The sequence below is a fragment of the Pseudomonas sp. B21-010 genome (genome assembly GCF_024749325.1).
GTDB lineage: Bacteria > Pseudomonadota > Gammaproteobacteria > Pseudomonadales > Pseudomonadaceae > Aquipseudomonas > Aquipseudomonas kilonensis.
This window is the reverse complement of sequence record NZ_CP087198.1, coordinates 1,615,959-1,642,556: the sequence shown is the minus strand read 5'-3', so window position 1 is coordinate 1,642,556 and position 26,598 is coordinate 1,615,959. Positions and strand designations below refer to the sequence as shown.

General features: G+C 62.0%; 28 protein-coding genes. 8 read left to right on the top strand and 20 right to left on the bottom strand.

Annotation, left to right across the window (positions count from 1 at the left end):
* Positions 1-63: 63 nt before the first annotated feature.
* From LOY50_RS07310 to LOY50_RS07280, 7 genes are all read right to left on the bottom strand, one after another.
* Positions 64-984: a biotin-dependent carboxyltransferase family protein gene (locus LOY50_RS07310; protein WP_253472281.1), complete on the bottom strand. Its 921-nt coding sequence runs from the start codon at positions 982-984 to the stop codon at positions 64-66.
* Positions 981-1,685: a 5-oxoprolinase subunit PxpB gene (pxpB, locus tag LOY50_RS07305; protein WP_258690550.1), complete on the bottom strand. Its 705-nt coding sequence runs from the start codon at positions 1,683-1,685 to the stop codon at positions 981-983. Before pxpB ends, LOY50_RS07310 begins: the two co-directional genes overlap by 4 nt.
* On the bottom strand, positions 1,682-2,434 hold the full coding sequence (locus tag LOY50_RS07300; RefSeq protein ID WP_258690549.1) for a 5-oxoprolinase subunit PxpA: 753 nt from the start codon (positions 2,432-2,434) through the stop codon (positions 1,682-1,684). The genes pxpB and LOY50_RS07300 overlap by 4 nt, the downstream gene beginning before the upstream one ends.
* 63 nt (positions 2,435-2,497) lie before the next feature.
* Positions 2,498-3,784, bottom strand: coding sequence for an MFS transporter (locus LOY50_RS07295; RefSeq protein ID WP_253472275.1), 1,287 nt, complete (start codon positions 3,782-3,784; stop codon positions 2,498-2,500).
* A 306-nt stretch (positions 3,785-4,090) separates the two neighbouring features.
* Positions 4,091-4,633, bottom strand: coding sequence for a DUF2937 family protein (locus tag LOY50_RS07290; protein WP_018607553.1), 543 nt, complete (start codon positions 4,631-4,633; stop codon positions 4,091-4,093).
* 12 nt (positions 4,634-4,645) lie between these two features.
* The gene (locus LOY50_RS07285) at positions 4,646-5,422 is read right to left on the bottom strand and encodes a class II glutamine amidotransferase (RefSeq protein WP_014337068.1); all 777 of its coding nucleotides are present in this window, start codon (positions 5,420-5,422) and stop codon (positions 4,646-4,648) included.
* Positions 5,423-5,454: 32 nt separating this feature from the next.
* Positions 5,455-5,952 carry an MFS transporter gene (locus tag LOY50_RS07280; protein ID WP_214512060.1) on the bottom strand — a complete coding sequence of 166 codons (498 nt, stop codon included), beginning with the start codon at positions 5,950-5,952 and terminating at the stop codon, positions 5,455-5,457.
* Positions 5,953-6,087: 135 nt separating this feature from the next.
* Here LOY50_RS07280 and LOY50_RS07275 point away from each other — a divergent pair, with 135 nt between their 5' ends.
* Complete coding sequence (locus tag LOY50_RS07275) at positions 6,088-8,142, top strand: S9 family peptidase (RefSeq protein WP_253472273.1); 2,055 nt, start codon at positions 6,088-6,090, stop codon at positions 8,140-8,142.
* Positions 8,143-8,388: 246 nt separating this feature from the next.
* Positions 8,389-8,862, top strand: coding sequence for a cyclic nucleotide-binding domain-containing protein (locus tag LOY50_RS07270; protein WP_003184242.1), 474 nt, complete (start codon positions 8,389-8,391; stop codon positions 8,860-8,862).
* Positions 8,863-8,996: 134 nt separating this feature from the next.
* On the opposite strand, the gene LOY50_RS07265 is transcribed toward LOY50_RS07270, so the two are convergent.
* The gene (locus LOY50_RS07265) at positions 8,997-9,284 is read right to left on the bottom strand and encodes a hypothetical protein (protein WP_253472271.1); all 288 of its coding nucleotides are present in this window, start codon (positions 9,282-9,284) and stop codon (positions 8,997-8,999) included.
* Between the two features lie 72 nt (positions 9,285-9,356).
* Here LOY50_RS07265 and LOY50_RS07260 point away from each other — a divergent pair, with 72 nt between their 5' ends.
* The 4 genes from LOY50_RS07260 to LOY50_RS07245 all read left to right on the top strand — a co-directional run bounded on the left by LOY50_RS07260 (position 9,357) and on the right by LOY50_RS07245 (position 11,595).
* Positions 9,357-10,043: a spermidine synthase gene (locus LOY50_RS07260; RefSeq protein ID WP_003184244.1), complete on the top strand. Its 687-nt coding sequence runs from the start codon at positions 9,357-9,359 to the stop codon at positions 10,041-10,043.
* A gap of 49 nt (positions 10,044-10,092) precedes the next feature.
* Entirely contained in the window at positions 10,093-10,467 is a 375-nt protein-coding gene (locus tag LOY50_RS07255; protein ID WP_003184246.1) for a YajD family HNH nuclease, read from the top strand.
* A 202-nt stretch (positions 10,468-10,669) separates the two neighbouring features.
* The gene (locus LOY50_RS07250; protein WP_003198862.1) at positions 10,670-11,140 is read left to right on the top strand and encodes an RNA methyltransferase; all 471 of its coding nucleotides are present in this window, start codon (positions 10,670-10,672) and stop codon (positions 11,138-11,140) included.
* A gap of 77 nt (positions 11,141-11,217) precedes the next feature.
* The gene (locus tag LOY50_RS07245) at positions 11,218-11,595 is read left to right on the top strand and encodes a DUF2892 domain-containing protein (RefSeq protein ID WP_258690548.1); all 378 of its coding nucleotides are present in this window, start codon (positions 11,218-11,220) and stop codon (positions 11,593-11,595) included.
* A gap of 98 nt (positions 11,596-11,693) precedes the next feature.
* Here LOY50_RS07245 and LOY50_RS07240 read toward each other — a convergent pair whose 3' ends face one another.
* Both LOY50_RS07240 and LOY50_RS07235 read right to left on the bottom strand, forming a co-directional pair.
* Entirely contained in the window at positions 11,694-12,923 is a 1,230-nt protein-coding gene (locus LOY50_RS07240; protein ID WP_258690547.1) for a hypothetical protein, read from the bottom strand.
* 31 nt (positions 12,924-12,954) lie between these two features.
* Positions 12,955-13,404, bottom strand: coding sequence for a YcgN family cysteine cluster protein (locus LOY50_RS07235; protein WP_018607524.1), 450 nt, complete (start codon positions 13,402-13,404; stop codon positions 12,955-12,957).
* Between the two features lie 160 nt (positions 13,405-13,564).
* Here LOY50_RS07235 and LOY50_RS07230 point away from each other — a divergent pair, with 160 nt between their 5' ends.
* Entirely contained in the window at positions 13,565-14,158 is a 594-nt protein-coding gene (locus tag LOY50_RS07230) for a nitroreductase family protein (protein WP_253472265.1), read from the top strand.
* 405 nt (positions 14,159-14,563) lie between these two features.
* On the opposite strand, the gene LOY50_RS07225 is transcribed toward LOY50_RS07230, so the two are convergent.
* The 6 genes from LOY50_RS07225 to LOY50_RS07200 form a co-directional block, all read right to left on the bottom strand.
* The gene (locus tag LOY50_RS07225) at positions 14,564-15,496 is read right to left on the bottom strand and encodes a D-2-hydroxyacid dehydrogenase (protein WP_253472263.1); all 933 of its coding nucleotides are present in this window, start codon (positions 15,494-15,496) and stop codon (positions 14,564-14,566) included.
* Between the two features lie 125 nt (positions 15,497-15,621).
* Positions 15,622-15,915, bottom strand: coding sequence for a YcgL domain-containing protein (locus LOY50_RS07220; RefSeq protein ID WP_003198853.1), 294 nt, complete (start codon positions 15,913-15,915; stop codon positions 15,622-15,624).
* Positions 15,912-17,045 (bottom strand): ribonuclease D, encoded by a 1,134-nt coding sequence (gene rnd, locus LOY50_RS07215; RefSeq protein WP_003198851.1) that lies wholly within the window; start codon positions 17,043-17,045, stop codon positions 15,912-15,914. Before rnd ends, LOY50_RS07220 begins: the two co-directional genes overlap by 4 nt.
* A 121-nt stretch (positions 17,046-17,166) precedes the next feature.
* Entirely contained in the window at positions 17,167-17,808 is a 642-nt protein-coding gene (locus tag LOY50_RS07210; RefSeq protein ID WP_253472261.1) for a class I SAM-dependent methyltransferase, read from the bottom strand.
* A gap of 68 nt (positions 17,809-17,876) precedes the next feature.
* On the bottom strand, positions 17,877-19,526 hold the full coding sequence (locus LOY50_RS07205) for a phosphoethanolamine transferase (RefSeq protein ID WP_253472259.1): 1,650 nt from the start codon (positions 19,524-19,526) through the stop codon (positions 17,877-17,879).
* A gap of 166 nt (positions 19,527-19,692) precedes the next feature.
* The gene (locus LOY50_RS07200; RefSeq protein ID WP_258691211.1) at positions 19,693-21,060 is read right to left on the bottom strand and encodes a glutamine synthetase family protein; all 1,368 of its coding nucleotides are present in this window, start codon (positions 21,058-21,060) and stop codon (positions 19,693-19,695) included.
* Between the two features lie 536 nt (positions 21,061-21,596).
* Here LOY50_RS07200 and LOY50_RS07195 point away from each other — a divergent pair.
* Positions 21,597-22,529 (top strand): LysR family transcriptional regulator, encoded by a 933-nt coding sequence (locus tag LOY50_RS07195; RefSeq protein WP_258690546.1) that lies wholly within the window; start codon positions 21,597-21,599, stop codon positions 22,527-22,529.
* Positions 22,530-22,532: 3 nt separating this feature from the next.
* Here the strand turns inward: LOY50_RS07195 and LOY50_RS07190 are convergent, their stop codons facing one another.
* The 4 genes from LOY50_RS07190 to LOY50_RS07175 all read right to left on the bottom strand — a co-directional run bounded on the left by LOY50_RS07190 (position 22,533) and on the right by LOY50_RS07175 (position 26,586).
* Positions 22,533-22,898 carry a 5-carboxymethyl-2-hydroxymuconate Delta-isomerase gene (locus LOY50_RS07190; RefSeq protein WP_214512073.1) on the bottom strand — a complete coding sequence of 122 codons (366 nt, stop codon included), beginning with the start codon at positions 22,896-22,898 and terminating at the stop codon, positions 22,533-22,535.
* Between the two features lie 103 nt (positions 22,899-23,001).
* Positions 23,002-23,925 carry a LysR family transcriptional regulator gene (locus tag LOY50_RS07185; RefSeq protein WP_253472254.1) on the bottom strand — a complete coding sequence of 308 codons (924 nt, stop codon included), beginning with the start codon at positions 23,923-23,925 and terminating at the stop codon, positions 23,002-23,004.
* Positions 23,926-24,166: 241 nt separating this feature from the next.
* Positions 24,167-26,254, bottom strand: coding sequence for a DUF6311 domain-containing protein (locus LOY50_RS07180; protein WP_258690545.1), 2,088 nt, complete (start codon positions 26,252-26,254; stop codon positions 24,167-24,169).
* Positions 26,251-26,586: a GtrA family protein gene (locus LOY50_RS07175; RefSeq protein ID WP_212800680.1), complete on the bottom strand. Its 336-nt coding sequence runs from the start codon at positions 26,584-26,586 to the stop codon at positions 26,251-26,253. The genes LOY50_RS07180 and LOY50_RS07175 overlap by 4 nt, the downstream gene beginning before the upstream one ends.
* Positions 26,587-26,598 lie beyond the last annotated feature (12 nt).

The window sequence follows — 26,598 nt, the reverse complement described above, 5'->3', positions numbered from 1 at the left end:
TCCCACAGGGGATCTCATGTGTGACGAAGATCCAGTGTGGGAGCGAGCTTGCTCGCGATGCTTCTAGCCTTTCAAAAACACCTGCAGGCACTCAACCTGCTGCCGATGCGCAACCTCCTGCACCACTGGCCGCAACCGCACCTGCGCCCCCGGCAGGCATTGCGCCAACCGAGCCAGGGCCAACGGGGTCAAGGCGCCCAGGCGTGGATAGCCACCGATGGTTTGCCGGTCGTTGAGTAGCACAATCGGTTGGCCATCCGGCGGCACCTGCACGGCACCGAGCGGAATGCCCTCGGAAATCATCGCCGGCCCCTGATACTCCAACGCCGTGCCCAGCAAACGGATGCCCATGCGATCGGCGCGACTGTCCAGCGTCCACGGGGTGTTGAACGCATCGAACAGGCTCCGTCCACTGAACGCACCGTTCTGCGCCCCCAGGATCAAGTCCAGCGGCTGCGCTGGCTGGAAGTCCGGAATCCGCGTGTGCGGCATGGGCCGAGGCGTCGCCGCGCCTGAATAGCTCAGGTGCTCGCCACGACTCAGCGCCCGCCCTCGCCCATCCAGGCCACCGAGCTCCTCACGTACCACCGTCGCCCGGCTGCCCAGCACCGCAGGCGCATTGAAGCCGCCGGGGGCTGCCAGGTAGGCCCGGGCACCGAGCACGGGCTGGGTGAGCGCCAGCACCTGGCCCTTGCGCAAGCTGAAGAAGCGCCATGACGCCACCCCCTGGCCGTCTATCCGTGCGCCCAGATCCGCCCCGGCCAGCGCCAGCACGCAATCCTCTTCGGCCACCACGGTGAAACCGCCGAGGGTAATCTCCACCACTGCGGCCCCCAGGGCATTGCCGAGCATCCAGTTGGCCCAGGCCATCGACAACCAGTCCGCCGCTCCACCCTGGGTCACGCCCAGATGCCTCACGCCGAAACGGCCGGCGTCCTGCAACAGGCACAGCGGGGTGCTGGCCTCGATCAACAACCGGCTCATGCCTGGGCCTCCAACGGTGTGTCGTCGCCACCCAGCGCGATGAATTCGGCATGGTCCACGGCGGCAAAACGCACCGTGTCCCCCGGCTGCATCAGGCTGTAGCCGTCGCGCTCGCGATCAAACAGTTTGGTCGGGGTACGACCGATCAGGTTCCAGCCACCGGGCGATACCACCGGATACGCCGCAGTCTGGCGCTCGGCAATGCCGACACTGCCCGCCGCCACTCGCTTGCGCGGCGTGTCGAGGCGCGGTGCGGCCAGTTCCTCGTCCACCAGCCCCATGAAGGCGAAGCCGGGGGCGAAGCCCAGGGCAAACACCTGGTACTCGCGTTCGCTGTGGCGGCGGATCACCTGGGCGACCGTCAGCCCGCTGCGGCTCGCCAGCAGCTCCAGCTCCGGCCCGACACGGAGGTCGTACCACACCGGCAGCACGTGGCATTGGCCGGCGGACCGGGCATCCGGTGAAAGGTTATTCAACGCCTCGTCGATCAAGTCACGAGCCTGCACCGGGTTCAGGGCGAGCAAATCGTAGTGCACCATCAACGTGGTATAGGACGGCACCAGGTCAATCAGATGCTCGGCAAACACCGCTCGCAGGCGCTCGCTGGCGGCGAGCATCCAGGGCATGTTGGCCTCGGCGATCTCATCGAACAGGCGCACCATCAAGCAGTCCACCGCCACCACTTCCAAGCGTGGTCTCATGGCGCACTCTGCCGGTCCAGGGCTTCGCGGATGCGTTGCACGGCCGCCACGGAGCTGGCGTTGTCGCCGTGTACGCACAGGGTGTTGGCCATAAGGTGCAAGGCGCTGCCGTCACTGGCAGTCAACACATCGCCGCGGGCGATGGTCAGGGCCTGCCCGATAATCACCTCGGGATCGTGGTGCACCGCACCCGGCGCTTGCCGCGAAACCAGGCGACCGGCACTGTCGTAGGCGCGGTCGGCAAAGGCTTCGAACCACAAGGTCAGGCCGTACTCGTCGCCCAGGGCCTGGGCGGCGCTGTTGTCCCGGGTCGCCATGAGCATCAACGGCAATTGCCGATCATAGGCCGCGACGGCCTGGATCACCGCACGCAGTTGCGCCGGGTTGGCCATCATGTCGTTGTACATCGCGCCGTGGGGTTTGACGTAACTGACCCGTGCGCCTTGCGCCCGGCAGATGCCGTCGAGGGCGCCGATCTGGTAATGCAGCAAGTCCTGCAATTCCTGGGCACCGTAGGCCATGGAACGCCGGCCGAAGCCCGCCAGGTCCTGATAGGCCGGGTGCGCGCCGATTCGCACGCCATGGCTCAGGGCCAGGCTGACGGTCTTGCGCATGATGCTCGGGTCGCCGGCATGAAAGCCGCAGGCGATGTTGGCGCAATCGATGAAGGGCATCACCTCGGCGTCCAGACCCATGGTCCAGCTGCCGAAGCTTTCGCCAATGTCGCAGTTCAATAGCAGGCGGCTCACGGTGAACGCTCCTGTAGGTTCTTTCTTCGTTTAACTGTGGGACATGTGCCCGCAGGTTATCAGTTACTCAGCTTCCAACTGCTTGCCTTGGGTTTCCGGCAGGCTCAACGCCGCGAGGATCACCACGCCATAAGACACCGCCGCAAAGGCACCGATACCCACGCTCAACGGCACTTTCTGGCTCAGCAGGCCGATCAATAGCGGGAACGTTGCCGCCAACGCGCGACCGATGTTGTAACAAAAACCCTGGCCCGAACCCCGAATGCGAGTCGGGAACAGCTCGGTGAGGAACGAGCCCATGCCGCTGAACATGCCCGAAGCGAAGAACCCCAGGGGAAAGCCCAGCCAGAGCATCACGTTATTGCTCACGTGCAGTTGGGTATACAGCAGCACGATGGTGAAGGAGCCAACGGCGTACAGGACGAAGTTCTTTTTCCGACCCAGGATATCCGACAGGTACGCGCTGATGACGTAACCGATGTAGGAACCGACGATCACCATCGCCAGGTAGCCACCGGTGCTCAACACGCTCAAGCCCCGCTCATTCTTGAGGAACGTTGGCAGCCAGGAGGTGATGGCGTAGTAACCGCCCAAGGCACCGGTGGTCAGCAACGAGGCACGAAGGGTGGTGAAGAGTATGCCGGGGGCGAAGATCTCGTAGAACTTCGCCGGGTTGCTTGGCGTTTGCCGAGCCTTGGCCTGGCTATAGACTTCCGGGTCCTTGACCAGGCGCCGGACGAATATCACGAATATCGCCGGGACAATGCCCAGGATAAACAAGGCGCGCCAGGCGTCTTCCGGCGGCAGCACCGAGAACAGCAGCGCATACAGGATCGCCGTCATGCCCCAACCCAGCGCCCACCCCGACTGCACCATGCCCACGGCCTTGCCGCGGTCCTTGGCGCGGATCACCTCGCCCATCAACACCGCGCCGGCAGTCCACTCGCCGCCGAAGCCAAAGCCCATCAGTGTGCGGGAGATCAACAGTTGTTCGTAATTCTGGGCAAAGCCGCACAGGAAGGTGAAGAAAGCGAACCACAGCACCGTCAGTTGCAGGGTGCGCACCCGACCGATGCGGTCCGAGAGAATGCCCGCCACCCAGCCGCCAATGGCCGAAGCGATCAAGGTACTGGTGTGAATCAGGCCTGCCTGTCCGGTGGTGATGCCCCACATCGCGATCAGGGTCGGCACCACGAAACTGAGCATCTGCGTGTCCATGCCGTCCAGGGCGTAGCCGATCTTGCAGCTCCAGAAGGTGCGACGTTCCTGCTGGTTGATATTGCGATACCAGTCAAATGGGCCGGAACGGGCCTGGGGTTGGGGGACGCCGAGCGTGTCGGGTGCACTCATGGTGGTTCTCCGCAGTTTTATTGTTGTAAGTCTCGACGACGCTGACGTGGAGACCGATGCGTCGATTCTTGAGCGCGCGGCCGATCCCGTCCAACGAATAAAACCTTGGCTGGGTCATAAGAAAAACTTGATTGGGCAGAACATCGCCAGCAAAGGCGGACCGCTTTGGTGGCGAGGGAGCTTGGGTGGGAGCAAGGCTTGCCCGCGACACAGGCGACTCAGTTCTGTCGGTCGGACCAAGCTGACGCTATCGCGGGCAAGCCTTGCTCCCACAGGCCTTGCTCACCACAAAAGCTTGCTGCGGCGCTACAGCCCGCGCAGGTCGCGCTCTTCAATCGGCCGACCCTGGCGCAGGCGCTTGCCGCCCAGCACCACCCAGTCGATCAGGCGGAACAGGCATTCCAGGCCGAACGACAGCAACATCGCGCCGCTGATGCCCCAGACCATGGCCTCGGGGGTCAACAGGATCTGGTAGCTGTAGCCGTTCCAGGTTTCCTTGCGGATGTCCGGATCGGCGGCCAGCGCCACTTGCAGCAAGCGGATGTACCACGGGCCTTGCATCGCCTGGAACTGCTTGTCCAAGGCCTGCTGGCGCACGAGCAAGGTGTTCAGGCTGTCGGCGTCGCTGCGAAAGATCGGGTCTTCGCTGGCGCGGTAATGGGCCACCAGGGCTTGCATGTCGCCCTTGAAGAACTGGTTGGCGGTGCCCTGGAACCCTTGCAGGCCGGTCTGTGCCTCGATCAGGTGTGCCTCGACCCGCTTGGCGTAATCATTGATGAAGCCCGGCACCTGGACCCCAACCAACAGGCCCACCGCGAACAACACCAGCCGTAGATAACTGAGCAACATAACGTGACGTCCTTATTCGGTCCGGCCGTGGCTGACACATTCGCCGCGTCGCCACAGGCTCCATTGGCCCGGTTCGTAGCGGGTCCAGGTTTCGTTTTCGGTCAACGGTTCGGTGGCGATCACCGTCACCACGTCGTTGGGCGTGGTTTCAGCCTGGAAATCGACAATCACATCCACATCCTTGAGCCGCGCCGGGCCGAACGGCGCGCGACGGGTGATCTGGGCCAGTTTGGTCGAGCAATAGCAGAACAGCCAGTCGCCATCGCTGAGCAAGCAGTTGAACACGCCTTTGCTGCGGTATTCGGCGCAGGCCTCGATCAGCGCCGGTAGCAATTGTTCCACCTCCACCGGTTCGGGGAAGGCCTGGCGCACGCGGTTGAGCAGATCGCAGAAGGCCGCTTCGCTGTCGGTATCGCCCACCGGGCGGTAGAAGCTCACGCCCGGCTGGAAATCGGCGAGTTGGCCGTTGTGGGCAAAACACCAGTTGCGGCCCCACAACTCACGCACGAACGGGTGCGTATTGGACAAGCAGACCTTGCCGACGTTGGCCTGGCGAATGTGCCCGATCACCACTTCGCTCTTGATCGGATAGCGCTGCACCAGGTTCGCCACTTCCGATTCGCTGCTGGCGGCCGGGTCCTGGAACAGGCGCAGGCCACGGCCTTCATAGAAGGCGATGCCCCAACCGTCCCGGTGCGGCCCGGTCTTGCCGCCGCGCTGCATCAGCCCGGTGAAGCTGAACACGATGTCGGTTGGCACATTGGCGCTCATGCCCAATAACTCACACATGCTCGAACTCTCGCTTCAAGGGGCAGGCCCGGTTACAGGCGCGGTTCGATACGCGAACGCTGGGGATTGCTCGGCACGGGCGGGCGACCGTAACGGTCATCACCGGCCACGCCAAATGGCGGCTCGTCCTCCGGCTCATCGGCCGCGGCGGCGGCTTTTGCGGCGGCGGCCCGTTCCTTGCGAGCGTTGGCGGCCCGCTCGATGGGGAAGCGGATCAGCACCAAAATGAAGTAGAGGCCGAAGGCGATCATGCCGTACATGAGCAGATCGGAAGCCGCCCGCCAGACGTTGTTGCCGACTTTGAACAGCACGTCCAGGGCAACAATGGCCAGGGCCGGGGCGACCTTGTCCTTCACCGGATCAACGATGGTCGGGCAAAACAGCAACACCGCCAGCAGCAACCGCAGCGGTTCGCGCAACCAGCGCCACATCCAGCGGGTCATGCGCATCCACACCAACAGGCAGCCCAGGGCGGCGAAGGCGTAGAGGCCCCAGGCGATCAGATAGTCATTCTCGGTCATGGTGTCCATGGCAAGGCAGGCAAAGAGACGCTTATAGTAACGGCTTTTCGCTCGTCAGGCTGCCCCGGCATCTGGCGAATGGCCTGTGTGGTTGATTCTGTCCAGGCCATGTGTCCCTTTTCGTACAACGTTCGAGAGCCTTTCATGTCCCTATCTGCCCACGTTTCCAACGCCCCGATTGCCCGCAGGGACGCCGGTGTTGATCCATACGCCTGGCTGCAGGAACGCGACACCGACGCCGTGCTCGACTACCTCAAGGCCGAAAACAGCTACCAGGAGGCGCAACTCGCCGACCAGGCCGAACTGCGCGAAACCCTGTTCCAGGAGATCAAGGGGCGGATTCTCGAGACCGACTTGTCACTGCCCTCGCCCTGGGGCCCGTACCTGTACTACACCCGTACCACAGCCGGTGACGAATACCCGCGTCACTACCGCTGCCCGCGTCCGGCCGATGACAGCCTGAGCGTGGATGAAAGCCGTGAACAACTGCTGCTGGACCCGAACGTGCTGGCCGGCGGTGGCTTCTTTTCCCTGGGCGCCTTCAGCATCAGCCCCGACCACCAGCGCCTGGCCTACAGCCTGGACACCACGGGCGATGAGATCTACACCCTGTTCGTGAAGGAATTGTCCAACGACAAGGTCAGCGAACTGTCCTTCACCGATTGCGACGGCAGCATGACCTGGGCCAACGACAGCCTGACGCTGTTTTTTGGCGAGTTGGACGACACTCATCGCCCCCACAAACTCTGGCGCTATCGCCTGGATGGCACGGCCGCCGAAGAAGTGTTCCATGAGCCAGACGGGCGTTTTTTCCTGCATTGCTACCGTTCCAGCTCGGAAAAGCAGTTGATCCTGTCCCTGGGCAGCAAGACCACCAGTGAAATCTGGGTGCTGGACGCCGCGCACCCGCAGCGCCCCTTTACCTGCCTGGCGCCCCGCGTGGAAAACCATGAATACGACGTCGACCACGGCCTGCTCGATGGCCAATGGACCTGGTTGATCCGCAGCAACCGTGACGGGATCAATTTCGCGTTGTACCAGGCCGCCGACACCGGCGTGGCGCCGACCGAGGCCGACTGGCAGAACCTTATCCCCCACAGCGACACGGTGATGATCGACGGCCTGAGCCTGAACGCCGGGGCCATGACCTTGAGCCTGCGCGAAGGCGGCCTGCCCATCATCGAGGTACACCCGCAAGGCTTGCCGGCCTATCGGGTGCAACTGCCGGATGCGGCCTACAGCCTGCATGTGCAGAACAGCCTGGAATTCGTCAGCGATCGCATCCGCCTGCGCTACGAGGCCCTGAACCGTCCCGCGCAGATCCGCCAGTTGGACCTGGCCAGCGGCGCACAGGTCGTGCTCAAGCAAACCCCGGTGCTGGGGCCGTTCGATGCCGATGCCTACGTCAGCCAGCGGCTCTGGGCGACGGCACCGGACGGCACCCAGGTGCCCATCAGCCTGGTGGTCAAGCGCGAAGCCCTCGGCCAGCCGGTACCGCTGTACCTGTACGGCTACGGTGCCTATGGCGAGAGCCTCGACCCGTGGTTTTCCCATGCGCGGCTGAGCCTGCTCGACCGCGGCGTGGCGTTTGCCATCGCCCATGTGCGCGGCGGCGGTGAGCTGGGGGAAGCCTGGTATCGCGCCGGCAAGCAGGAACACAAGCACAACACGTTCAGCGACTTCATCGCCTGCGCCGAACATTTGATCAGCAACGGTTTCACCACCGCCGAGCAACTGGCAATCAGCGGCGGCAGCGCCGGTGGCCTGCTAATCGGTGCGGTGCTCAATCAACGCCCGGAGCTGTTCAAGGTTGCGATTGCCGAGGTGCCGTTCGTCGACGTGCTCAACACCATGCTCGACCCGGACTTGCCGCTGACCGTCACCGAATACGACGAATGGGGCAACCCAGAGGAGCCGGACGTTTATGATCGGATCCGAGCCTACGCCCCGTACGAAAACGTCAGCGCCCAGGCCTACCCGGCGCTGCTGGCGATCGCCGGTTACAACGACAGCCGCGTGCAGTACTGGGAAGCGGCCAAGTGGGTGGCGAAATTGCGGGCCACCAAAACCGACGACAACCCCCTGCTGCTCAAGACCGAACTGGGCGCCGGCCATGGCGGAATGAGCGGGCGCTACCAGGGATTGCGTGACGTAGCGCTCGAATATGCATTTGTCTTGAAGGTTTTGGGGGTGGTCTGAGGAACTCTGGGGGATGGCCGGGTCTTAGCTCCATGCGCCGGGCCCAGATAAACCCCAGTCCAATGTAGGTGCAAGACTTTGTGGGAGCAAGGCTTGCCCGCGATACAGGCGACTCAGTTCTGTCTGTCAGATCAAGCTGATGCCATCGCGGGCAAGCCTTGCTCCCACAAGAGTCTGTCCCAGAGGTCTGCTTACACCCGGGCCAAACTGAACCTGCAACAAACACAAGAAAAAGACCGTGCCAACATGTCAGAACCGACCTTACTGAACAAAGAAATCCGCGACTGGTTGATGGACTGCGGTCTGTTCGACCAGTTGCTGCCTGTCGACTTCGCCGCGGCGTCGGGCTATTTCAGCATCAGCGCCATCGCCGAGGGCGAAGCGATTTTCCGCGAGGGTGATGCCGGCAGCTTCATGTGCATCATCCACACCGGCCAGGTGGCCGTGCAGAAAACCGGCCCCGACGGCCAACCCGTGACCATCGCCACGCTGCGCAGCGGCCGGGCATTCGGCGAAATGGCCGTGCTCGACGGCGAACGGCGCTCGGCCAGTTGCATCGCTGCCAGCAATTGCCAGTTGCTGAACCTGGGCAAGGACTCCCTGGAAAAAATGCTCAACGACGCCCCCAAGATCGCCGCCAAGATCATCCGCGCCCTCGCCGTCTCCCTGTCCAAGCGCCTGCGCATGGCCGATGGGCAGTTGTTGTCGCAGCAGGTCTGATCGCAACCATTAAACCTAGCTGGAGTTTCCCTGTGGGAGCGAGCTTGCTCGCGATAGCGGTCTCTGCGGCAACATCAATGCTGACTGACCCGACGCCATCGCGAGCAAGCTCGCTCCCACAGGGTTTCGTTATCCTACCCCCCCGGCGACTTGGCCTTCACAGGCTTGGGTTCCATGCCCGGTATCGGCTGGTCCTTGGGTGGCTTGGGCATTTCGATCGGTGGCAGCAAGGGCGGCCCGCCGCTTCCGGGGCCAGCCTTGGGCACCCCGTTGGGCGTGACCGGCGGATAGGGCATGGGAGTGGCGGTGCCAGGCGCCCCGGGGATGCTGGGCGGGTTGACCGGAATCGTCGGTTGTTGAGCCTGGGCGCAACTTATTGAGAGCGCCGCCAGGGCAATGGCCGTTAGAATGATGCACTTCATCAATGGCTCCGTGGCTATTGTCTGCTTTAAGGCTAGTCGTTACCGCGCGGTTTGCCCTCCTACGAGATTTCCATGAAACGTTTCGTTCTGCTCGACACCACACCCATCCCTGATAACGGCGGTGCCCTGTGCCTGTTCGAGTACGGCGAAGACTTCGTCATCAAGATCCAGGGCGGTGACGGCGGGCAGTTGATGAACACCCGCATGCACGGTTCCGAAGATGCCCTGGCAGAGATTCCTTGCCGCAAGGTCGCCGGTCGTCCCGGCTCGCGCGTGCTGATCGGCGGCCTCGGCATGGGCTTCACCCTCGCCTCGGCCCTCAAGCACCTGGGCAAGACCGCCGAAGTGGTGGTGGCCGAACTCGTGCCCGGCGTGGTGGAGTGGAACCGTGGCCCCCTGGGTGAAAAGGCCGGGCGACCGTTGTCGGACCCGCGCACAGTCATCCGCATGGAAGACGTGGCCAAGGTGCTGCAAGCCGAACCCCAGGGTTTCGACGCGATCATGCTCGATGTCGACAACGGCCCGGAAGGCCTGACCCAGAAAGCCAACAGTTGGCTGTATTCGGCGGGAGGCCTGGCCGCCTGCGCCAAGGCCCTGCGGCCCAAAGGCGTGCTGGCGGTGTGGTCGGCCAGCGCTGACCGGCAGTTTTCCGACAAGCTGAAGAAGGCCGGCTTCAAGGCCGAAGAGGTGCAAGTGTTCGCCCATGGCAACAAAGGCACCCGCCACACCATCTGGATTGCCGAGAAGCTCAAGGGCTGAGCTAAACTCTGTCCAACCGTCATCAGTCTTTTTCTACAAAGGTGAACCCATGAGTTCGTCAACGCCACCGTCCAACACCGCCAAGCTGGACCGCATCCTCGCCGATGCCCAGCGCGACCGGGAGATGGGCTACCGCGACAAAGCCCTGAAAATGTACCCCCATGTCTGTGGCCGCTGCGCCCGTGAGTTTTCCGGCAAGCGCCTGAGCGAACTGACCGTTCACCACCGCGACCACAACCACGACAACAACCCGCAGGACGGTTCCAACTGGGAACTGCTGTGCCTGTACTGCCACGACAACGAACACTCGCGCTACACCGACCAGCAATACTTCGGCGACGGCTCCCTGAGCACCCCGAAAATCGCCAAGGCGACCCACAACCCCTTCGCCGCACTGGCCGGGTTGATGAAGAAGGACGAGTAATCGTCATCACCAAAAAATCTTTACAGACTGCAAGGCCGTCATCGCGAGCAAGCTCGCTCCCACATTGGATTTTCGGCGTTCACAAAACCTGTGGGAGCGAGCTTGCTCGCGATGGCGATCAACAAACACCACACATCTCGAAACTGACCACCCTCCCCCATTCCCCGTATAATCGCGCCTTTTCCCCAAAGGCACCCCGCCCGTGGCCAACAAACGCTATAGCTGCATCGGTCTGTTCAACCCCAAGTCACCGGAAAACGTCGGTTCGGTCATGCGTGCCGCCGGCTGCTACGGCGTGGCGTCGGTGTTCTACACCGGCAAGCGCTATGAGCGTGCCGCCGACTTCGTCACCGACACCAAGAAAGTCCACTACGACATCCCGCTGATCGGTATCGACGACCTGAAGAAAATCCTGCCCCTGGGCTGTGTGCCGGTGGCCGTGGAGCTGGTGGAAGGCGCTCGCCCACTGCCCGAATACACCCACCCCGACCGGGCGCTGTACATTTTTGGCCCGGAAGACGGTTCACTGGACAAGGACATTCGCGATTGGTGCGAGGACGTGGTGTACATCCCCACCACCGGCTGCATGAACCTGGCCGCCACCGTCAACGTCGTGCTGTATGACCGCATGGCCAAAGGCAACAACACCCGTTCGGGGCCGCAATTCCGCTGATCGGTGCAACATTCGATTGAACAAGGCAATCGCTCGGGCAGTCAGTTTTATACCAATCCCCACACTGGAGACAGATCATGAGCGATAACAATCCGTTCGAGCCGATTGAGACCACCCCTTTCCAATCCCATCCGCCGCAAAACGTGCAGGGTTGGGAACGCATTGGCTCACTGGCCGGCGGTGTGCTGATGATGGGCAAGGGTTTGCGCCGTGGCGGTGTGGTCGGCCTGGCTCAACTGGCGATCGGCGGCATGGCGCTGGCGCGGGGGATCACTGGGCATTGCTCGGCCAAGGCCTTGTTGGAAAAGAATCGGCAGAACCTCAGCAACGCCCGCGCCCGCATCGAACAGGCCGGCGATGAGCTGAGCCGCCTGAAGGCCAATGCCGAGGCGGCGACTGGCACGGCTACGGTGACGGGGAATGATTCGTTGGATTCGCCCAAGGTTGGGCTCTGATTTTTGCAGTGCCGCTGATGGCCTCATCGCGGGCAAGCCTTGCTCCCACAGATACGATGCAACACCTGTGGGAGCAAGGCTTGCCCGCGATAGCGATATTACTGAAGTAACTTGGTATCCAGCACAGTAGAAGCCCCACCCAGGACGCTCTCACTGAGCTGCACAAACTCCTTGGTATCCACTGTCTCCAGCCGCATCGCCCCCTGCAATACATCATCCAGCGAACGCTTGTTGCGGGTTTTCAGGCGAATCTCGCGGTCCAGTTCCTGCAATAGCAACACCGCCTTGGCCACCGCCGCGGGGCTGATCTGTTCGCCGCGCAGGGTGGTGACGCCCTTGCTGTCGCGGGCGAGCCGGTCATTGAGGGTCTGATAACGCTCATCGCTCAGGCCACCAGCGCGGCGCAGCAGTTCGATGGCGTAGTACTCGGTCAGCCCCTCGCTGATCCAGTCACTGCGATAATGATCATTGACCCGGGCCAGCGCCTGCACCAACTCCCGCAACAACGGGCTACTGCCCCGCTCGCTGACCAGCGGCGGACGGCTGTGCAGGTAGATCGAGTCGTGACCGGCCTGGGCGCCACGCCACAGCGGATCGCCAGCGCCGACAATCAGCAACTTGGCCGGATGGCGCGGCACCAGCGCTTGTACCTGCGGCCAGACGAACGTCAGCAGCGTCAGCACATCCATCCGGCGCATGCCCTGGCCCTGGGGCGAGGCCACCGTCACCTCGGTTTCGCCCAGGCGGGTGCGGCGGCTGCCCAGTTTGCCGGCGAGCATCCAGCCCGTGGGGCGGTCGAACAGGCGCGAGGGGTTGTCGATGCGAAAGCGTTGCTTGCCGATGCGCGGCCAGGGCGTCTCGATGCTTTTCCAGCCATTGGGCAATTCAACTTCAAGACGGGCCACCAGTTCGACGCCGTCCTGCTGGTCGAGCTTGGCCGACGGCACCAGGTCGTCGCCGCGCAGCAACGCCCAAGTCGGGGTCATGCGGGTTTCGAAGGTGGCGTTCTTGCGCGTATGGCTGATGCGCACGCGGTAGCTCAGGCTGGCCTTGTCGGCTGCCGGCCGCCAGACACCTCGCGCCTCTTTGCCGGGGGTGAGTTGCCATTGGCCGTCGGCCTTGAAATCGCTGTAGCGACTGCCGTCGCCGAGGTCGAAATCCAGGCTGCGCACCGCCGAACCCCGGGCCAGGGTCAGGCGCACCTCGGCCTGATCGCTCTGGGGCAACAGGTGCACGTGATAATCCAGATCGACTTTCTGCGCCGCCCACAGCGGCCCGCACATCGCCAGCAGCCCGGCGGCCAGCACCCGTTTCAATCCTGCAGCCATGGGTTCTCCCTGGGGCGCGCCGCCCGACGGCTCAGCCGGCGCGGAAAATCAGATGATCTTCCCAATCGTCTTCCGGCACGCTGCCTTCGGCCAGCATACGCCCGGACTGGGAAATGCGTTCGTGGTGCACGGCATCGCGATCACCGCAGACCAGGTGGTGCCACAACGGCAAGTCCTTGCCCTCGCTGACCAGCCGATAACCGCAGGTCGGCGGCAGCCATTTGAACTCATCGGCCTTGCCCGGCGTGAGCTGGATGCAGTCGGGGACAAAGTCGCGGCGGTTGGGATAGTCGGTGCACTGGCAGGTTTTCAGGTCCAGCAGTTTGCAGGCGATGCGCGTGTAGTAGACGCTATTGTCGTCTTCGTCTTCGAGTTTTTGCAGGCAGCACAGGCCACAGCCGTCGCACAGCGATTCCCATTCCTGCAGATCGAGCTGATCGAGGGTTTTGCGTTTCCAGAACGGTTCGACTTTGGCGGCCATGGCTCAAGCATCAACATCAAGTGGTGAAAAGGCCGACAGTCTAGTGCCCGGGCCCCTTCAGGCCAAGCATTGGCGACTGTCGGTAGGCCGGGACTTGTCAGGCCGGGCGGCGGGACGTAGGTTGTTTCATCGACTTTCCAAACCCCAATCAGGTAAGCCCATGAGTGCCAACCCCCGCATTGCCGATTACGCGATTCACCCTCAATTCATCGAACGCTGGTCGCCCCGTGCCTTTACCGGCGAGACCATTGCCGAAGAAACCCTGCTGGGCTTCTTCGAAGCTGCACGCTGGGCGCCGTCGGCGTACAACTCCCAGCCGTGGCGTTTCCTGTATGCGCGCCGCGACACGCCGAATTGGGAGCGTTTCCTGGGCCTGCTCAATGAATTCAACCGCGGCTGGGCCCAACACGCCTCGGCACTGGTGATCGTTATTTCGAAAACCACCTTCGCCGTGCCCGGCGCCACCGAAGAAACCCCAGCGCAGAGCCACACCTTCGATACGGGTGCGGCCTGGGGCCACCTGGCGCTGCAAGCCAGCCTCAGCGGCTGGCACACCCACGGCATGGCCGGGTTCGACCAGGAGTTGACCCGCAAGGAACTGAAGATCCCGGAAGGCTACGCCCTGCACGCCGCCGTGGCGATTGGCAAGCTGGGGGACAAATCGACACTGGCCGAGTACCTCCAGGCCCGCGAAACCCCAAGCCCGCGCCGGCCGTTGAGCGAACTGGTGGCAGAAGGCGATTTCAGCCTGTAACCCCATTTTATGGCCGTTGGAGACCCACTGTGGGAGCGAGCTTGCTCGCGATGGCGGTGTATCAGTCGGCATCGATGTAGCTGATCTGACGCTATCGCGAGCAAGCTCGCTCCCACAGTTTGATCTGTGGCGAACGCACTTCTTGTGCCCGCTGGAGACCCACTGTGGGAGCGAGCCTGCTCGCGATGGCGGTGTCTCAGTCGGCATCGATGTAGCTGACCTGACGCTATCGCGAGCAAGCTCGCCCCCACAGTTTGATCTGTGGCGAACGCATTTCTTGTGCCCGCTGGAGACCCACTCTGGGAGCGAGCTTGCTCGCGATGGCGGTGTCTCAGTCGGCATCGATGCAGCTGACCTGGCGCTATCGCGAGCAAGCTCGCTCCCACAGTTTGATAGGGGTTAGCTTCAGTAGCCCCGGGTGAAGTCCACTTCCCCGCGCAGTGCTTCGCCCGCCTGGTAGGCCCGCAGGTTTTCCAGGAACAACTGCACCATCATCGGTGGCGAGGTCGGTGCCGAGCTGTGGCCGGTCAGCAGCAGGCCCCAGGCGGTCCAGAAGGGGTGGCGCTGCGGCAGCGGCTCCTGGCGGCAGACGTCGATCACCGCACCGGCCAGGTGCCCTTCCTTCAGGGCTTGCACCAGGTCCGCATCCACTACCGCCACGCCGCGACCGACGTTGATGAACAACCCGGTCGGCTTGAATTGCTTGAACAGCGCCGCGTCGTACACATCATGGGTATCGGGGGTGTTGGGCAGCAAATTGATCACGTAATCCGCCTCGCCCACCAGGCGTGGCAGATCCTTCAGCGCCCCGACCTCGATGAACGGCGCCAACGCCCGGGCTTCGCGGGCAACGCCGTACAACTGCACACCGAACGGCACGAGGAACTGCGCCACACGCTGGCCGATATCACCGGTCCCGACAATCAATACCTTGCGCCCGGCCAGGCCTTGCCCCTGGCGGTTATCCCACTTGCGCTCGACCTGGCTGACCAGACGTGCCAGCACCTCGCGCTCATGGCCGAGCATGTAGGTCAGCACGTACTCGGCCATCAGTTGGCCGAAAATACCCACCGCACGGGTCAGGCGGTAATTGCGCGTCAAGCCTTCGGCCAGCAACGGCGTGATACCTGCCCAGGTCGATTGCAGCCAGCTGGGTCTATGGCCTTGACGCAACAGGGTCGCCAGCAGATCAGGCTGGCCGAGCCAGACCGGGCAATCGGTGGCCAGTCGCGACAATTCGGCGGAGTCGCCGCTGGTCAGCACTTCAATATCGGGTGCCGCCTGACGCAGAAGCTGGGCGTACACCGGGTGGTCGTGTTCGGCAATCAGAACGCGCATGAATCAAACCTTTCAAAAACAGTGCAGACAACCGCCGACAGAGTGTCGCTCCATCCATACGATCGTCGTCAATAAACCATTCCAGTGTTTTCCAGAGGCACCCAGAACAGGTGCCTCAGAGACCGTCAGACCGGGTCGTTGCGGCGCAACAACTCTTCGGGCAAATGCTCGATGTACTCGTCTTCGGCCGGCGGCATTTGCAAGTGATAGCCCTGGGTGTCGAGGTTTTCCAACACCTTGTTGATGTCCTCCCGGGACAGCGCCCGTTCGGGGCTCAGGACCAGGTCGAAGGCATGGATCGCCTTGCCAAAGGCGGCCATCAACGGCTCAGGTACACGCTCCAAGGCATCGCTCTTGAGCACATACAGGTACATCTCGTTTTTCTTCGAGCTTCGATAGATGGAGCAGATACGTTTCAAGGCTGTTCTCCGGCAGTGGCCAGGCTGTCGAGCAGCGCCTGGCCCATCAATTCGCGGCGCCAGCCACGCAGCGAATCGGGCAATTGGTAAGGGCCCTCGGGGAAGCCGCTCTTGATCAGCGCTTCGAGGGTTTTCTTGCGCAGCATCAGCTCCGGGGCGATTTCCAGGCGCTCGGCTTCAGCCTGTCCCAGCGCCCGCAGACGCTTGACCAGGGCCGAGGCCTCGATGGGCAATGGCTCGGCCACGGCCGGTGGCCATTGCTCGGGCGGCACGCTGGCGGCGCGCTGGATCAGGTCCAGCAGAAACTGGCCGTCCTGGCGCACGGTGCGCGGGTGCATGTCTTCGATCTTCGCCAACGCGCCGAGGTTATCCGGCTGGGTACGGGCCAGGGGCCACAGCGAATGCTCGCGAATGATGCGATTGCGCGGCAGGTCACGGGCCCGCGCCTCACGTTCGCGCCAGGCGCACAACTCGCGCAGCACGGCCAATTGGGCGCGGGACAGTTTCCAGGCGAGCTTGGCCTCGCGGTAGACCTCGTACGGGTCGACCTCGCGACGCAGGTTGGCCACCAGTTCGGCGCCGTCTTCCAGGACCCAACGGTATTTTTCGTCGGAAAGCTTCGGGCGCAGCAGTACGAAAACTTCTGCCAGGTGCACGGCATCCTCTGCCGCATAGCTGATCTGTGTCTCGGACAGGGGCCGTTGCAGCCAGTCGGAACGGGTCTCGCCCTTGGGCAACTCGATACCCAGCACTTCCTGCACCAGCCGCGAATAGCCCATGGAGAAACCCAGGTTCAGGTAGGCGGCGGCCAATTGCGTATCGAACAGCGGCGCAGGCAGGCTGCCTGTCAGGCGCAGCAGCACTTCAAGGTCTTCGCTGCAGGCGTGCAACACCTTGAGCACCGCCGGGTTTTCCAGCAGTGCGGCCAAGGGTTGCCAATTGTCGATGGTCAAGGGGTCGATCAGGTAGGCACGCTTGCCGTCGCCGATCTGCAATAAACCGGCAATAGGGTAAAAAGTGTCGACCCGCATGAATTCGGTGTCGAGGGCGACGAATGGCAACTGCTGCCACTCGGCGCAAAACTGACCGAGGCTATCGTTGTCGCGAATCCAGTGAATATCGATGGCCACACGGCTCTCCCTTGAAGAATGGCGCGCAGTATATATCGCCGCCGGCGATTGCGAGCATCCATAGAGCAGCAGCCTAAGAGAAATCGCCTGCGAAAAAGCAAGAATAGTCCTACATCAGGACTTAACCGGTCTTACGCAATACATAAACACGCGTCAGCGCGAAACCGGGCAGGAAATCCTGATACCAGAGCACGTTAAAACCGGCCTGGCGAAACTCGGCTTCGAGATCGGCCTTGTCGGCCAGGCTTCGTTGCGGCGCCTGGCCGATCTTGAGGCGTCCTTCGATTTGCACCGAAACGATCACCGTGTCGCGACTGACCCGATGAAATTCGCGCAACAGTGCCAGGCGATGCTCGCTGGCGCTGACGTGGCGAAACAGTTGCAGACAACAAATACAATCCACCGCGTTGGCCGACAGCCCAATGGTGAACGCTGAACTCGGGAAGGTCTTGACCCGTTGGAGCAACGCGCCGCCATGGTGGGTGAGCGCATGTTCGAGCATGTCCGGCGACGGGTCCGCCGCCAGGATCACCCGGTTGGCGTGCTCGGCCAGCACCGGCCAGAACCGTCCCGCGCCACAGGCCACATCCAGCACCAACCCGGGCTCGCCCGCCACCTTCAGGGCGTTGCGCACCATGTGCTCGTCGCGCCAGAACGCCAGGCGCAACCGTCGAGGCGCCGGCCGACAGCAGACCTGCGCATGTTCCTGGTCATGCTGCCTGGCGAACTCAAGCTCGACGGTGGATGGGGGTAGCCCGGACATACGAACGGCTCTTGGGATTGGATGGATGACAGGTTAAACAACGCTGCGTGAAAAAAAGGTCCAGGCCATCACTCTCGGGCCAGGACACCGTCAATCACCGCACCGCGGCAGTTGGCGAACAGGTCCAGGTCCCGGTTGTAGACCTGGCTGTTGACTTCCAGCAGCCCGAGCATCGAGTGAAACAGGTTGTCCTGGCTCAAGGGCTTTTGCCGACTCAGTTGCAGGCAATGGGTGTCGACCGAAAAAGACTTCTGATAACTGTCGGAAAACCAGGCAAGCATCGCCACGTGTTTCTGTTGCTCCGGGGCGAGCATGTAGGGCGTGCCATGGAGAAACAGGTTGTATTCGCCCAGGGACTCGCCATGGTCCGACAGGTACAGCATGGCCGTGTCGACCTTGTCCTGGTTGGCCCGCAGCAGATCGATCAGGGTCGAGAGCACATGATCGGTGTACACCAGCGTGTTGTCGTAGCCGTTGACGATGCTCTCGCGGCTGCAATTGTTCAGCGCGTTGCTTTCGCACACCGGGGTGAAATGCTCGTATTCCTTGGGATAGCGCTTGAAGTATTCCGGCCCGTGGCTACCCATCTGGTGCAGCACCAGCACCGTGTCCTTGTCGAGCGTGTCGATGAAATGCTGCAAACCCTGGAGCAGGATTTCGTCACGGCATTCGCTGCTCGCACACAGGTTTGGATCCTTCAGATTGCTCACATCCTGCACGGTGACCCGGTCGCAGGTGCCCTTGCAGCCAGACTGGTTGTCCCGCCAGATCACCTCCAGCCCGGCGCGCTTGAGCACGTCCAGCAAACCCTCTTCATTCTTGGCGATGCTGGCGTCGTAGTTCTTGCGCCCCATGTTGGAAAACATGCAGGGCACCGACACGGCGGTTTCAGTGCCGCAGGAATGCACGTCGGTGAAGGCGATCAGGCCGGCCTCTTTGTTCAATGTCGGTGTGGTATCGCGGTTATAGCCGAGGATGCCGAAGTTCTCGGCCCGGGCACTCTCGCCCACCACCAGTACGGTCAGGGATTTGCGGCTGTGGGTTTGCCAGGCAGGGTTACGGCTCGCGTCCTCGCCCAGCGCGATGAACGGCCGCTTGGCCGACGCGACCTGCTCACGCAAGTAGCCGAACGAAGCACCGATGTAATTGCTCGGTACGACCATCAAGCGCAACTCGTGGTGGTTGCGAAACAACGAAGACAGGCCTTGGTAGTTGGCCAGTGCGACCATGCCAATCACCGCGGCCGAGGCCACACCGACCAGCAACTTACTTAATAACTCTTTGGGCCAGCGACGGTAGCTGATCGGGGTCTTGAACAATAACCAGCAAGGCAGCACCCCCAATAACCCGAGGTAGATAAATAACTTCAGCGACAACAGATCGCGGACTTCCGTGGCATTGGTTTCAGCAAAGTTGCGCAACATGCCCGCATCGATCAATACGCCGTATTGGGCCATGAAATACGCCACGCCAGCACTGATCAGGAACAACAGCATCAGCACGGGCTTGAGCAGCGGACGGAAGGCCACGAGCGTCAACACCAGGTTGAACGCGCAGAAAATCATCAGGCCAAACGCCACGCACATCAGCAGGCCACGAGCGTCAGCCGTGGTGATCGCCAGCAAGTGTTGCCAGAGAACGAGATTGAAACCCACTAACAAAAAGGCACTGGCGGCCAGTGTCACCCACTCGGGGCGCACGGCTTTAATGGTCAGCATGATGGTTGACGATTTCCTGAAAGTTGCTCTTTGAAAAAGAAGTGCCGCAGGAAAATGTGAAAAATTCATTTCCTACGGCAGCACAAACTTTAGGTAGCCCACCATCAATTTTTCGTGAAAAAGTTGCTACTAAATAATTATTTAAGAAACCGCTGGCCAGCCGGTTTCAGGCCTGATGCAGGTACCAGCGCCAGTCCTGCTCCCCGACTTCCCCCATGAACTGACGGTATTCGGCGCGCTTGACCGCCAGATAAACGCCAAGAAACTCATCGCCAAACGCTTCCCGGGCCCAGGTCGATGCCTCGAGGGCACGCAGGGTGGTGAGCCAGTCGGTGGGCAACAGCTCGCTCGCCTGGGCGTAACCGTTGCCTTCGACAGGCTTCCCGGGGTCGCACTGTTCACGTAGGCCACGATGAATGCCGGCCAGTATCGCCGCCGCAGCCAGGTAAGGGTTGGCATCGGCGCCGCAGATACGATGCTCGATGTGCCGCGAGAACGCCGGGCCGCCCGGTACCCTCAGGCTCACCGTGCGGTTGTCCACGCCCCAGGTCGCCGCCAGTGGTGCGTAGCTGTTGCTTTGGAATCGCCGGTAGGAGTTGGCGTTCGGACAAAACATCAACAGCGAATCGAGCAGGGTATCGAGCATCCCACCCACTGCCTGGCGCAACAGCGGCGTGCCGTCGGCGGCGTCACTGGCAAACAAATTGTGACCATCGCGGTCCGCCAGGCTGACATGCATGTGCATGCCGGAGCCCGCCAAGTGATCGAACGGCTTGGCCATGAAACAGGCCTGCATGCCGTGCTTGTGGGCCACGCCCTTGACCAGTCGCTTGTAGCGCACCGCTTCATCCATGGCTTGCAAGGCATCGCTGCGGTGTTCAAGGGTGATCTCCACTTGTCCCGGTGCGTATTCGGAAATGGCGGTCCGGGCCGCAATGCCTTGCAGCTTGCACGCAGCGTACAGGTCGGCCAGGAACGGCTCGATCTGCTCCAGCTCGCGCAAGCCATAGACCTGGGTAGCACGCGGTCGGCCACCGTCGGCGTCCCGCGCCGGTTGTGGCCGGCCTTGGCTGTCGCGTTGCGCGTCCAGCAGATAGAACTCCAGCTCCGCCGCCATCACCGGGTAATAGCCGTCGGCCTGCAAGGCCTCGATCACCTGGCTGAGCAGATAACGTGGATCAGCGATGGTCGCTGGCATGCCCTCCTGGGGATGCATGCTGACCTGCACGGCGGCCGTGGGAATCAATCGCCACGGCATGCGCTGCAAGCTGCCGCTGAGGGGATAGGCACGGCAATCGATGTCACCGACGTCCCACACCAGCCCGGAATTTTCCACATCATCGCCATTGACGGTCAGCCCGAGAATCGTACTGGGCAGTGGCCGGCCACTTTCGAAAACCGCCAGCAATTCGTCCCGATGCAACAACTTGCCCCGGGGCACGCCGTTGTTGTCGAGGATGAACAGCTCGAACAGTTCGATATCAGGGTTCTGCGCAAGGAACACCTCGGCGTGTTGCACGGGTGCGAAAGAAATCTTGGCAAGGCTCATGAGAAGGCTCGTATTTCCATGTCGGACGGGCGACAAGGCACCGTCAGTCTGTGCTCGCCATTGAGCGAGCACTGCGAATGATCAACAGGTAATACGAGTATCTGGAGGACGGGCGTGACGGCAATGCCAGAGCGCCCAAAAGGCCAGCTCGGAGGGCAACGCATTGAGGGTTGGGGCCATGGCAGGCGTGAACCGGCCGACCGGATCGACCGCGGCAGATGAGGGGTATTGGAATGCCAGGGGCCAACCGTCCATGAGCGCATCACAGGAAACACATCGGACAAGCGTCCCATGGCACCCAGGGAGGTTAAACCTGGATTTGATGGAGCTTGGATCGCAGCTAACTAAACATAGGCAAACCAAACAGTCGTTGATCAACACGTCGTGTTCCCTACATTATCTGTCCCGTTCCCGACCATGAAAGCGCCTGCCTGGCATTCTCTTGGCACGTTCGTTCCGTTAGGATCGTCAGCCTGGTTTGCGCAAAATCCGCGCAAGGAGCACAGCGAGAGACAGAACGGATGCTGAACAGTAACTCCCTCAGAAAGCTCGACATGCAAGACCTCATGGTGTTTAGCGCCGTGTACGAGCAAAGCAGTGTCACCGGCGTGTCCGAGGCATTGTGCGTCAGTCAGTCAACCGTCAGTTATTGCCTCAAGAAACTGCGAACCTGCTTCGAAGACGAGCTATTCATCAACACCCGCACCGGCATGCGCCCCACCTATAAGGCCGAGGGCATGTACGACCATGTGCGCGCCATTTTGCAAAGCATCAACCTGTGCCATGCTGGTACACCCACCTTCGATCCGACCCGGCAAGCCATTACCTTCAATATTTGCGCACCGGAATATTTCGAACAGCTGATCCTGCCGCAACTGCTGCAAGGCTTCGATTACGCCAATCTGCCGGTGGTGGTGAACGTGCACAAGCTCGAAGCCGACATCCCCGCCGAAGAGTTGCGCGACGGCAGCCTGGACCTGGTGATCTGCTTCGGCCCGAACTTCCACAGCAACCATGTCGATTTCAAATCCCGGCAGTTGCTGGAGGAAGACCTGGTTTGTGTGGTGGATAAACGGGCGACGCCACTTGAGCCGCAACTGAGCCTTCAGTCTTTCGTACGGCGTCGACACGTGTTTCCGACGCCCTGGTCGTCAGCGACCAACATGGTGGACGGTTGGCTGTCGCAGCAGACGCATCAACGCCAGATTGCCGCCCGCGCCAACAGCTACAGTGCCGCACTGAAGATGATCACCGGCACCGACTTCATCCTGACCCTGCCCCGCCGCATCCAGAAACTGCTGGCCAACGAGGCGATCTTCAATCATCACGAAGCGCCCCAGGGCCTGCCGGGGTTCACCCTGAACATGCAGTGGAGCCTGGCCGGCGATCAGGACAGTGCCAACGCCTGGCTGCGCGAACAGATCATCAAGGCCTGCGCCGCCCGCAACACCTGATCGTTATTGACCGATCAAGTCCTTGGCATACGGGCCTCGATCGATGTCGAGGATTTCCACGCACAGTTGCACGCTAACGTCGGCCGGCCATGGCCCCAGTTCCTGGATCACGGCCAGCAGGCTATCGGCCAGCTGCTTCTTGATTTCCGGCGAGCGACCGCTCAGCAAGGCCAGCTTCACGTGCACGAAGCCCCGCTCGCCCAGCCCCGTGCCCACCCGGAAAGTCTCGAGCTTCACGGCCCGGCTCTTGATGTCCAGCTCGGCAGCGAATTGACCGGAAGCCACCAACGCATTGTTCAGGCGCAGCAATGCGACATCCGCCTTCAGCTCAGGCAGGTTGGCGGTGTACTCCATGTGCAGGTGAGGCATGTGTTCGACTCCGATTCGAAAATATGACAAGGGGATTTCAGCCGTCACAACCTTACCTCGACTTTAAACGTTGGGGCAGGTTTTGTTTCGCTGCGGGCCGGTGTCAGGGTTGCACCAAGCCCCCACGCTCGCCCATGAAGGCCTCCAACCGCGACCGCAACCAGCGCTCGGCCGGGTCACTGTCGACATGGCTCAGCCAGACCATGGACAAATCCAGGGTCGGGGTCTTGAAAGGAAAGGGTTCGTCGAACAGTTGCCCCGAAGCCGCCATGGCGGCGGCGGTATAGTCCGGCAAGCTGGCGATCAGGTCAGTGCCGGCCAGCAATGCCGGCAATGCGCTGTATTGCGGCACCGACAGCACGACCTGGCGTGTGCGTCCGATCTCGGCCAGCCATTCATCGGCAAACCCGGCAACGTTCGCGGTATGGGACACCAGCACATGAGGCCGCGCGCAATACTCGTCCAGGGTCAGCGGCGTGTCCGACGCATCGGCGCGCAACACGCGGGGCTGGATGTGTCGCAACAATTTGCGCTTGGCGTTGGCCGGCAGCCCGCGCGTCTGGCTGATGCCCACGGTGATGTCGCCTGACGCCAGCAAATCGGGGATGCGCCAGTAATCGACGTGCTGCACCACGAACACGATTTGCGGCGCTTCTTGCCGCAGGCTGCTCAGCAGGGGTGGCAACAGGCCGAACTCGACGTCGTCCGACAGGCCGATGCGAAACGTCATGGTGCTGCTGGTGGGATCGAAATCGTGGGTCAGGCTCAAGGCCACTGACAGCGAATCGAGGGCCGGTGATAGATGCCGGATGATTTCTTCAGCCCGGGCCGTCGGCTCCATGCGGTGGCCGACGCGAATGAACAACGGGTCGTTGAACATCTTGCGCAAACGATTGAGGGCCGAGCTGATGGTCGGTTGGCCCAGGAACAGTTTTTCCGCCACCCGCGTCACGTTACGCTCAAGCATCAGCGTTTCGAAAACCACCATCAGGTTGATGTCGGCCTTGCGCAATTCGTTGCGGTTCATCCACTGCCCTCGATCCTTGATGGGATGCAGTGTAGAAACGCCAGGGGCTGCGCGTCTATGCGCAAAAAGGCTAAGCGCCTGTGTAATACCGTCAAATAAATTGGAAGAGGCACCCTGCTTTTGTGGCGAGGGAGCTTGCTCCCGCGGGGCCGGTCCGACGCTTCGGGCGAAGCGGCCCCAAGATTTTGCGGTTGCTGCGCAACCGAGCGGGAGCAAGCTCCCTCGCCACAATGAAAAAGCCCTACCTCACGATCAGCGACTTCAGCCCCAGCGCCATGACTCGCTCATCCCTCCCCAACCCCAGCGCCTTGGGGCTGATGGCATCGGGCAAATGGAAATGCACGCGCAACGCCCCATCCGCGCCCATCGTTTCACGAATGGCCGGTGTCAGGGGCAGTTCAAGGGTGTTGTCTTGCAGGCGCGTGAACTGCGTCGACAACGCCGCCACACCGTTGATCGAGACGTCCACTCGCTGGCGCGTATGCAGGGGGGGCTGCACGAACGCCGCCGCGTCGATCGAGAGGACGCGCGCTTCTGGCGCAATGCGCAAGACAATCTCAGCCTCGGTCCCTTCCGACCAAGTTCCCCAATCCTCGACGCGTCCCCAGCCGTCGACCAACATCGCGTTGATTCGGCTGAACACCTGGCGCTCGCCGATCTTCACCTGCACATCCAGCGTCTCATCGGCAAGCGGTGGGCATTGGGCACATGACTTCCAACCCGGCGCCAGCACCACGAGGCCATCGATACGGGTCAACAGGTCGGTCTGGCGATTGACGGTCTTCGCCGCCTGAAGCGCGGCGCCAGGGTCGAGGATGTACAGCGAATCCGCTGCATACTCGCCGCTGGCAAGCATCTGCGCGGCGCGGCGCTGGGCTTGTTCGATCTCACGGGTGCCCATGCGTCCCAGGTACACGCCATCGGTTTCCAACCCATGCTTCAGGGCGTATTGGCTGGTCAGCAGCCAATTTTCCGGCTGGTTCTGCGGCAGCAGCGTCCGGACTTTCGAATAATGGCTGGCCGCACTGGCCCAGAACGGATCATTCATGGACGTGGGCCAACTGGAGGCGGCCGGCATCATCCGGCTCTGGCGCAGGCCGGCCCATCCAGCGCGGGTATCCAGGATTTGCACCAGCAGGGCGATGGCCAGCAGACACGCCGCCGCCCGTGGTTTGTTGCCGCGGATCACCAGGAAAATGACGGTAAATACGATGGCGTAGAACACCGGCCAGAACATCCGGCCGGCCGCACGAAAGACGTTTGCCAGGAGTTCAAGGGGTTTGGGCAGCCAGTAATGCATATTCTGCATGCCGATGCCGAGCTTGTTGGTCAGCGCAAACAGCGTCAGCCCGATCAATGCCAACAGCAACAGCCGCCTGTGGCGCACGGCATTCGCCAAACCGGTGTTGCCTTGCAGCAATGCCACGCCGGCGCAGATCGCCAGCAGGAGGACGCCCAAGCCCAGGTAATTGAAACCTTCGTAGTCCCCGGGGCCCTGGGGCATATCGCGCAAGGTGTATGACCAGCCACTGGGGTTGACCAGCGACATCACGTTCAGACGGTACAACCCAAAACCGCCTGCCACGGTCCCGCCACCCACGCTGAAATAAGCCGCTTGCCAGCAGCAGAACGCGACCAGCAAAAACAAGCCACCCAGCTCGATCCAGGCATCGCGTCGGGACAACCGGCCCTTGATGGCCTGGCTGGCAAGGTCAGCCAACCAGATCAGCGCCACCATGGCCAACAGGTAGGCATGCACCAACGCTGTCGCGGCCAACAGCACGCCCCAGGCCAGCCGCCGCTTCTGCAAGCCCGGTCGTAGCGCCAGGTACAAGGCCGCCAGGATCAGGAAATGCCCGGACAACGACAGATGCCCGCCCATGCGCAGAAACATCGGCGGCGAGAACACAAACAACCCGGTCCCCAACAGCCTGATCCACAGAGATGGCGTCAGCAGACCGACCAATTTCCAGGCGAACCAGGCTTGCAGGATGAAGCAGGCCAGCAACCACAGGCCAAAATACTGGAACGTCTCGGGCAGCCAGGCACTGAAGGGTTTGAACAGGAACGCCAGCAGCGGGTTGGAGTCGGAAAAAATGATGCCGTTGCCCAATTCCAAACCATAGGAAGGGTTCATGCCCAACGGAAAGGTCCAGGGCGAACTGCGGAAAAACGCCCAGCCCATATAATGGGTCGCCGCATCGCCCTCCCCCAACCAGCCGATGTTCGTCGGATCCAGTACCCGCGGGCCGATCACCAGCAGAAACGCCAGCGCACCCAACAGGATGGGCAACAAGCAAACCCAGTAACGCTCACCACGAACGGTCATCGATACGTCCAGAAATTATGCAGGATGAAGGTGAACACCGGGATAATCAGCGCCACGGCTGCTATGCCCGCCAGGTAATCCAGGCCGACGCGCTGGGCCACCCAGGCCACCAGCATCGCCAGCCCCAACCCGCCGATCGAGACCACCACGAAACGGCCGAGGGTGCGGCCATGCAAGCGGCTGGAAAAGCTCCAGAGGGTGTTGATCAGGTACGACACCACGGTCGCCACGACAAAGGCGAAACCATTGGCCAGTGGCGGGTTCGCCAGGATCAGGTGCACGAACAGCACCGCAGCCACCACATGCACCGCCGTGACGAGCAGGCCGGTCATGGCAAAGCGCAA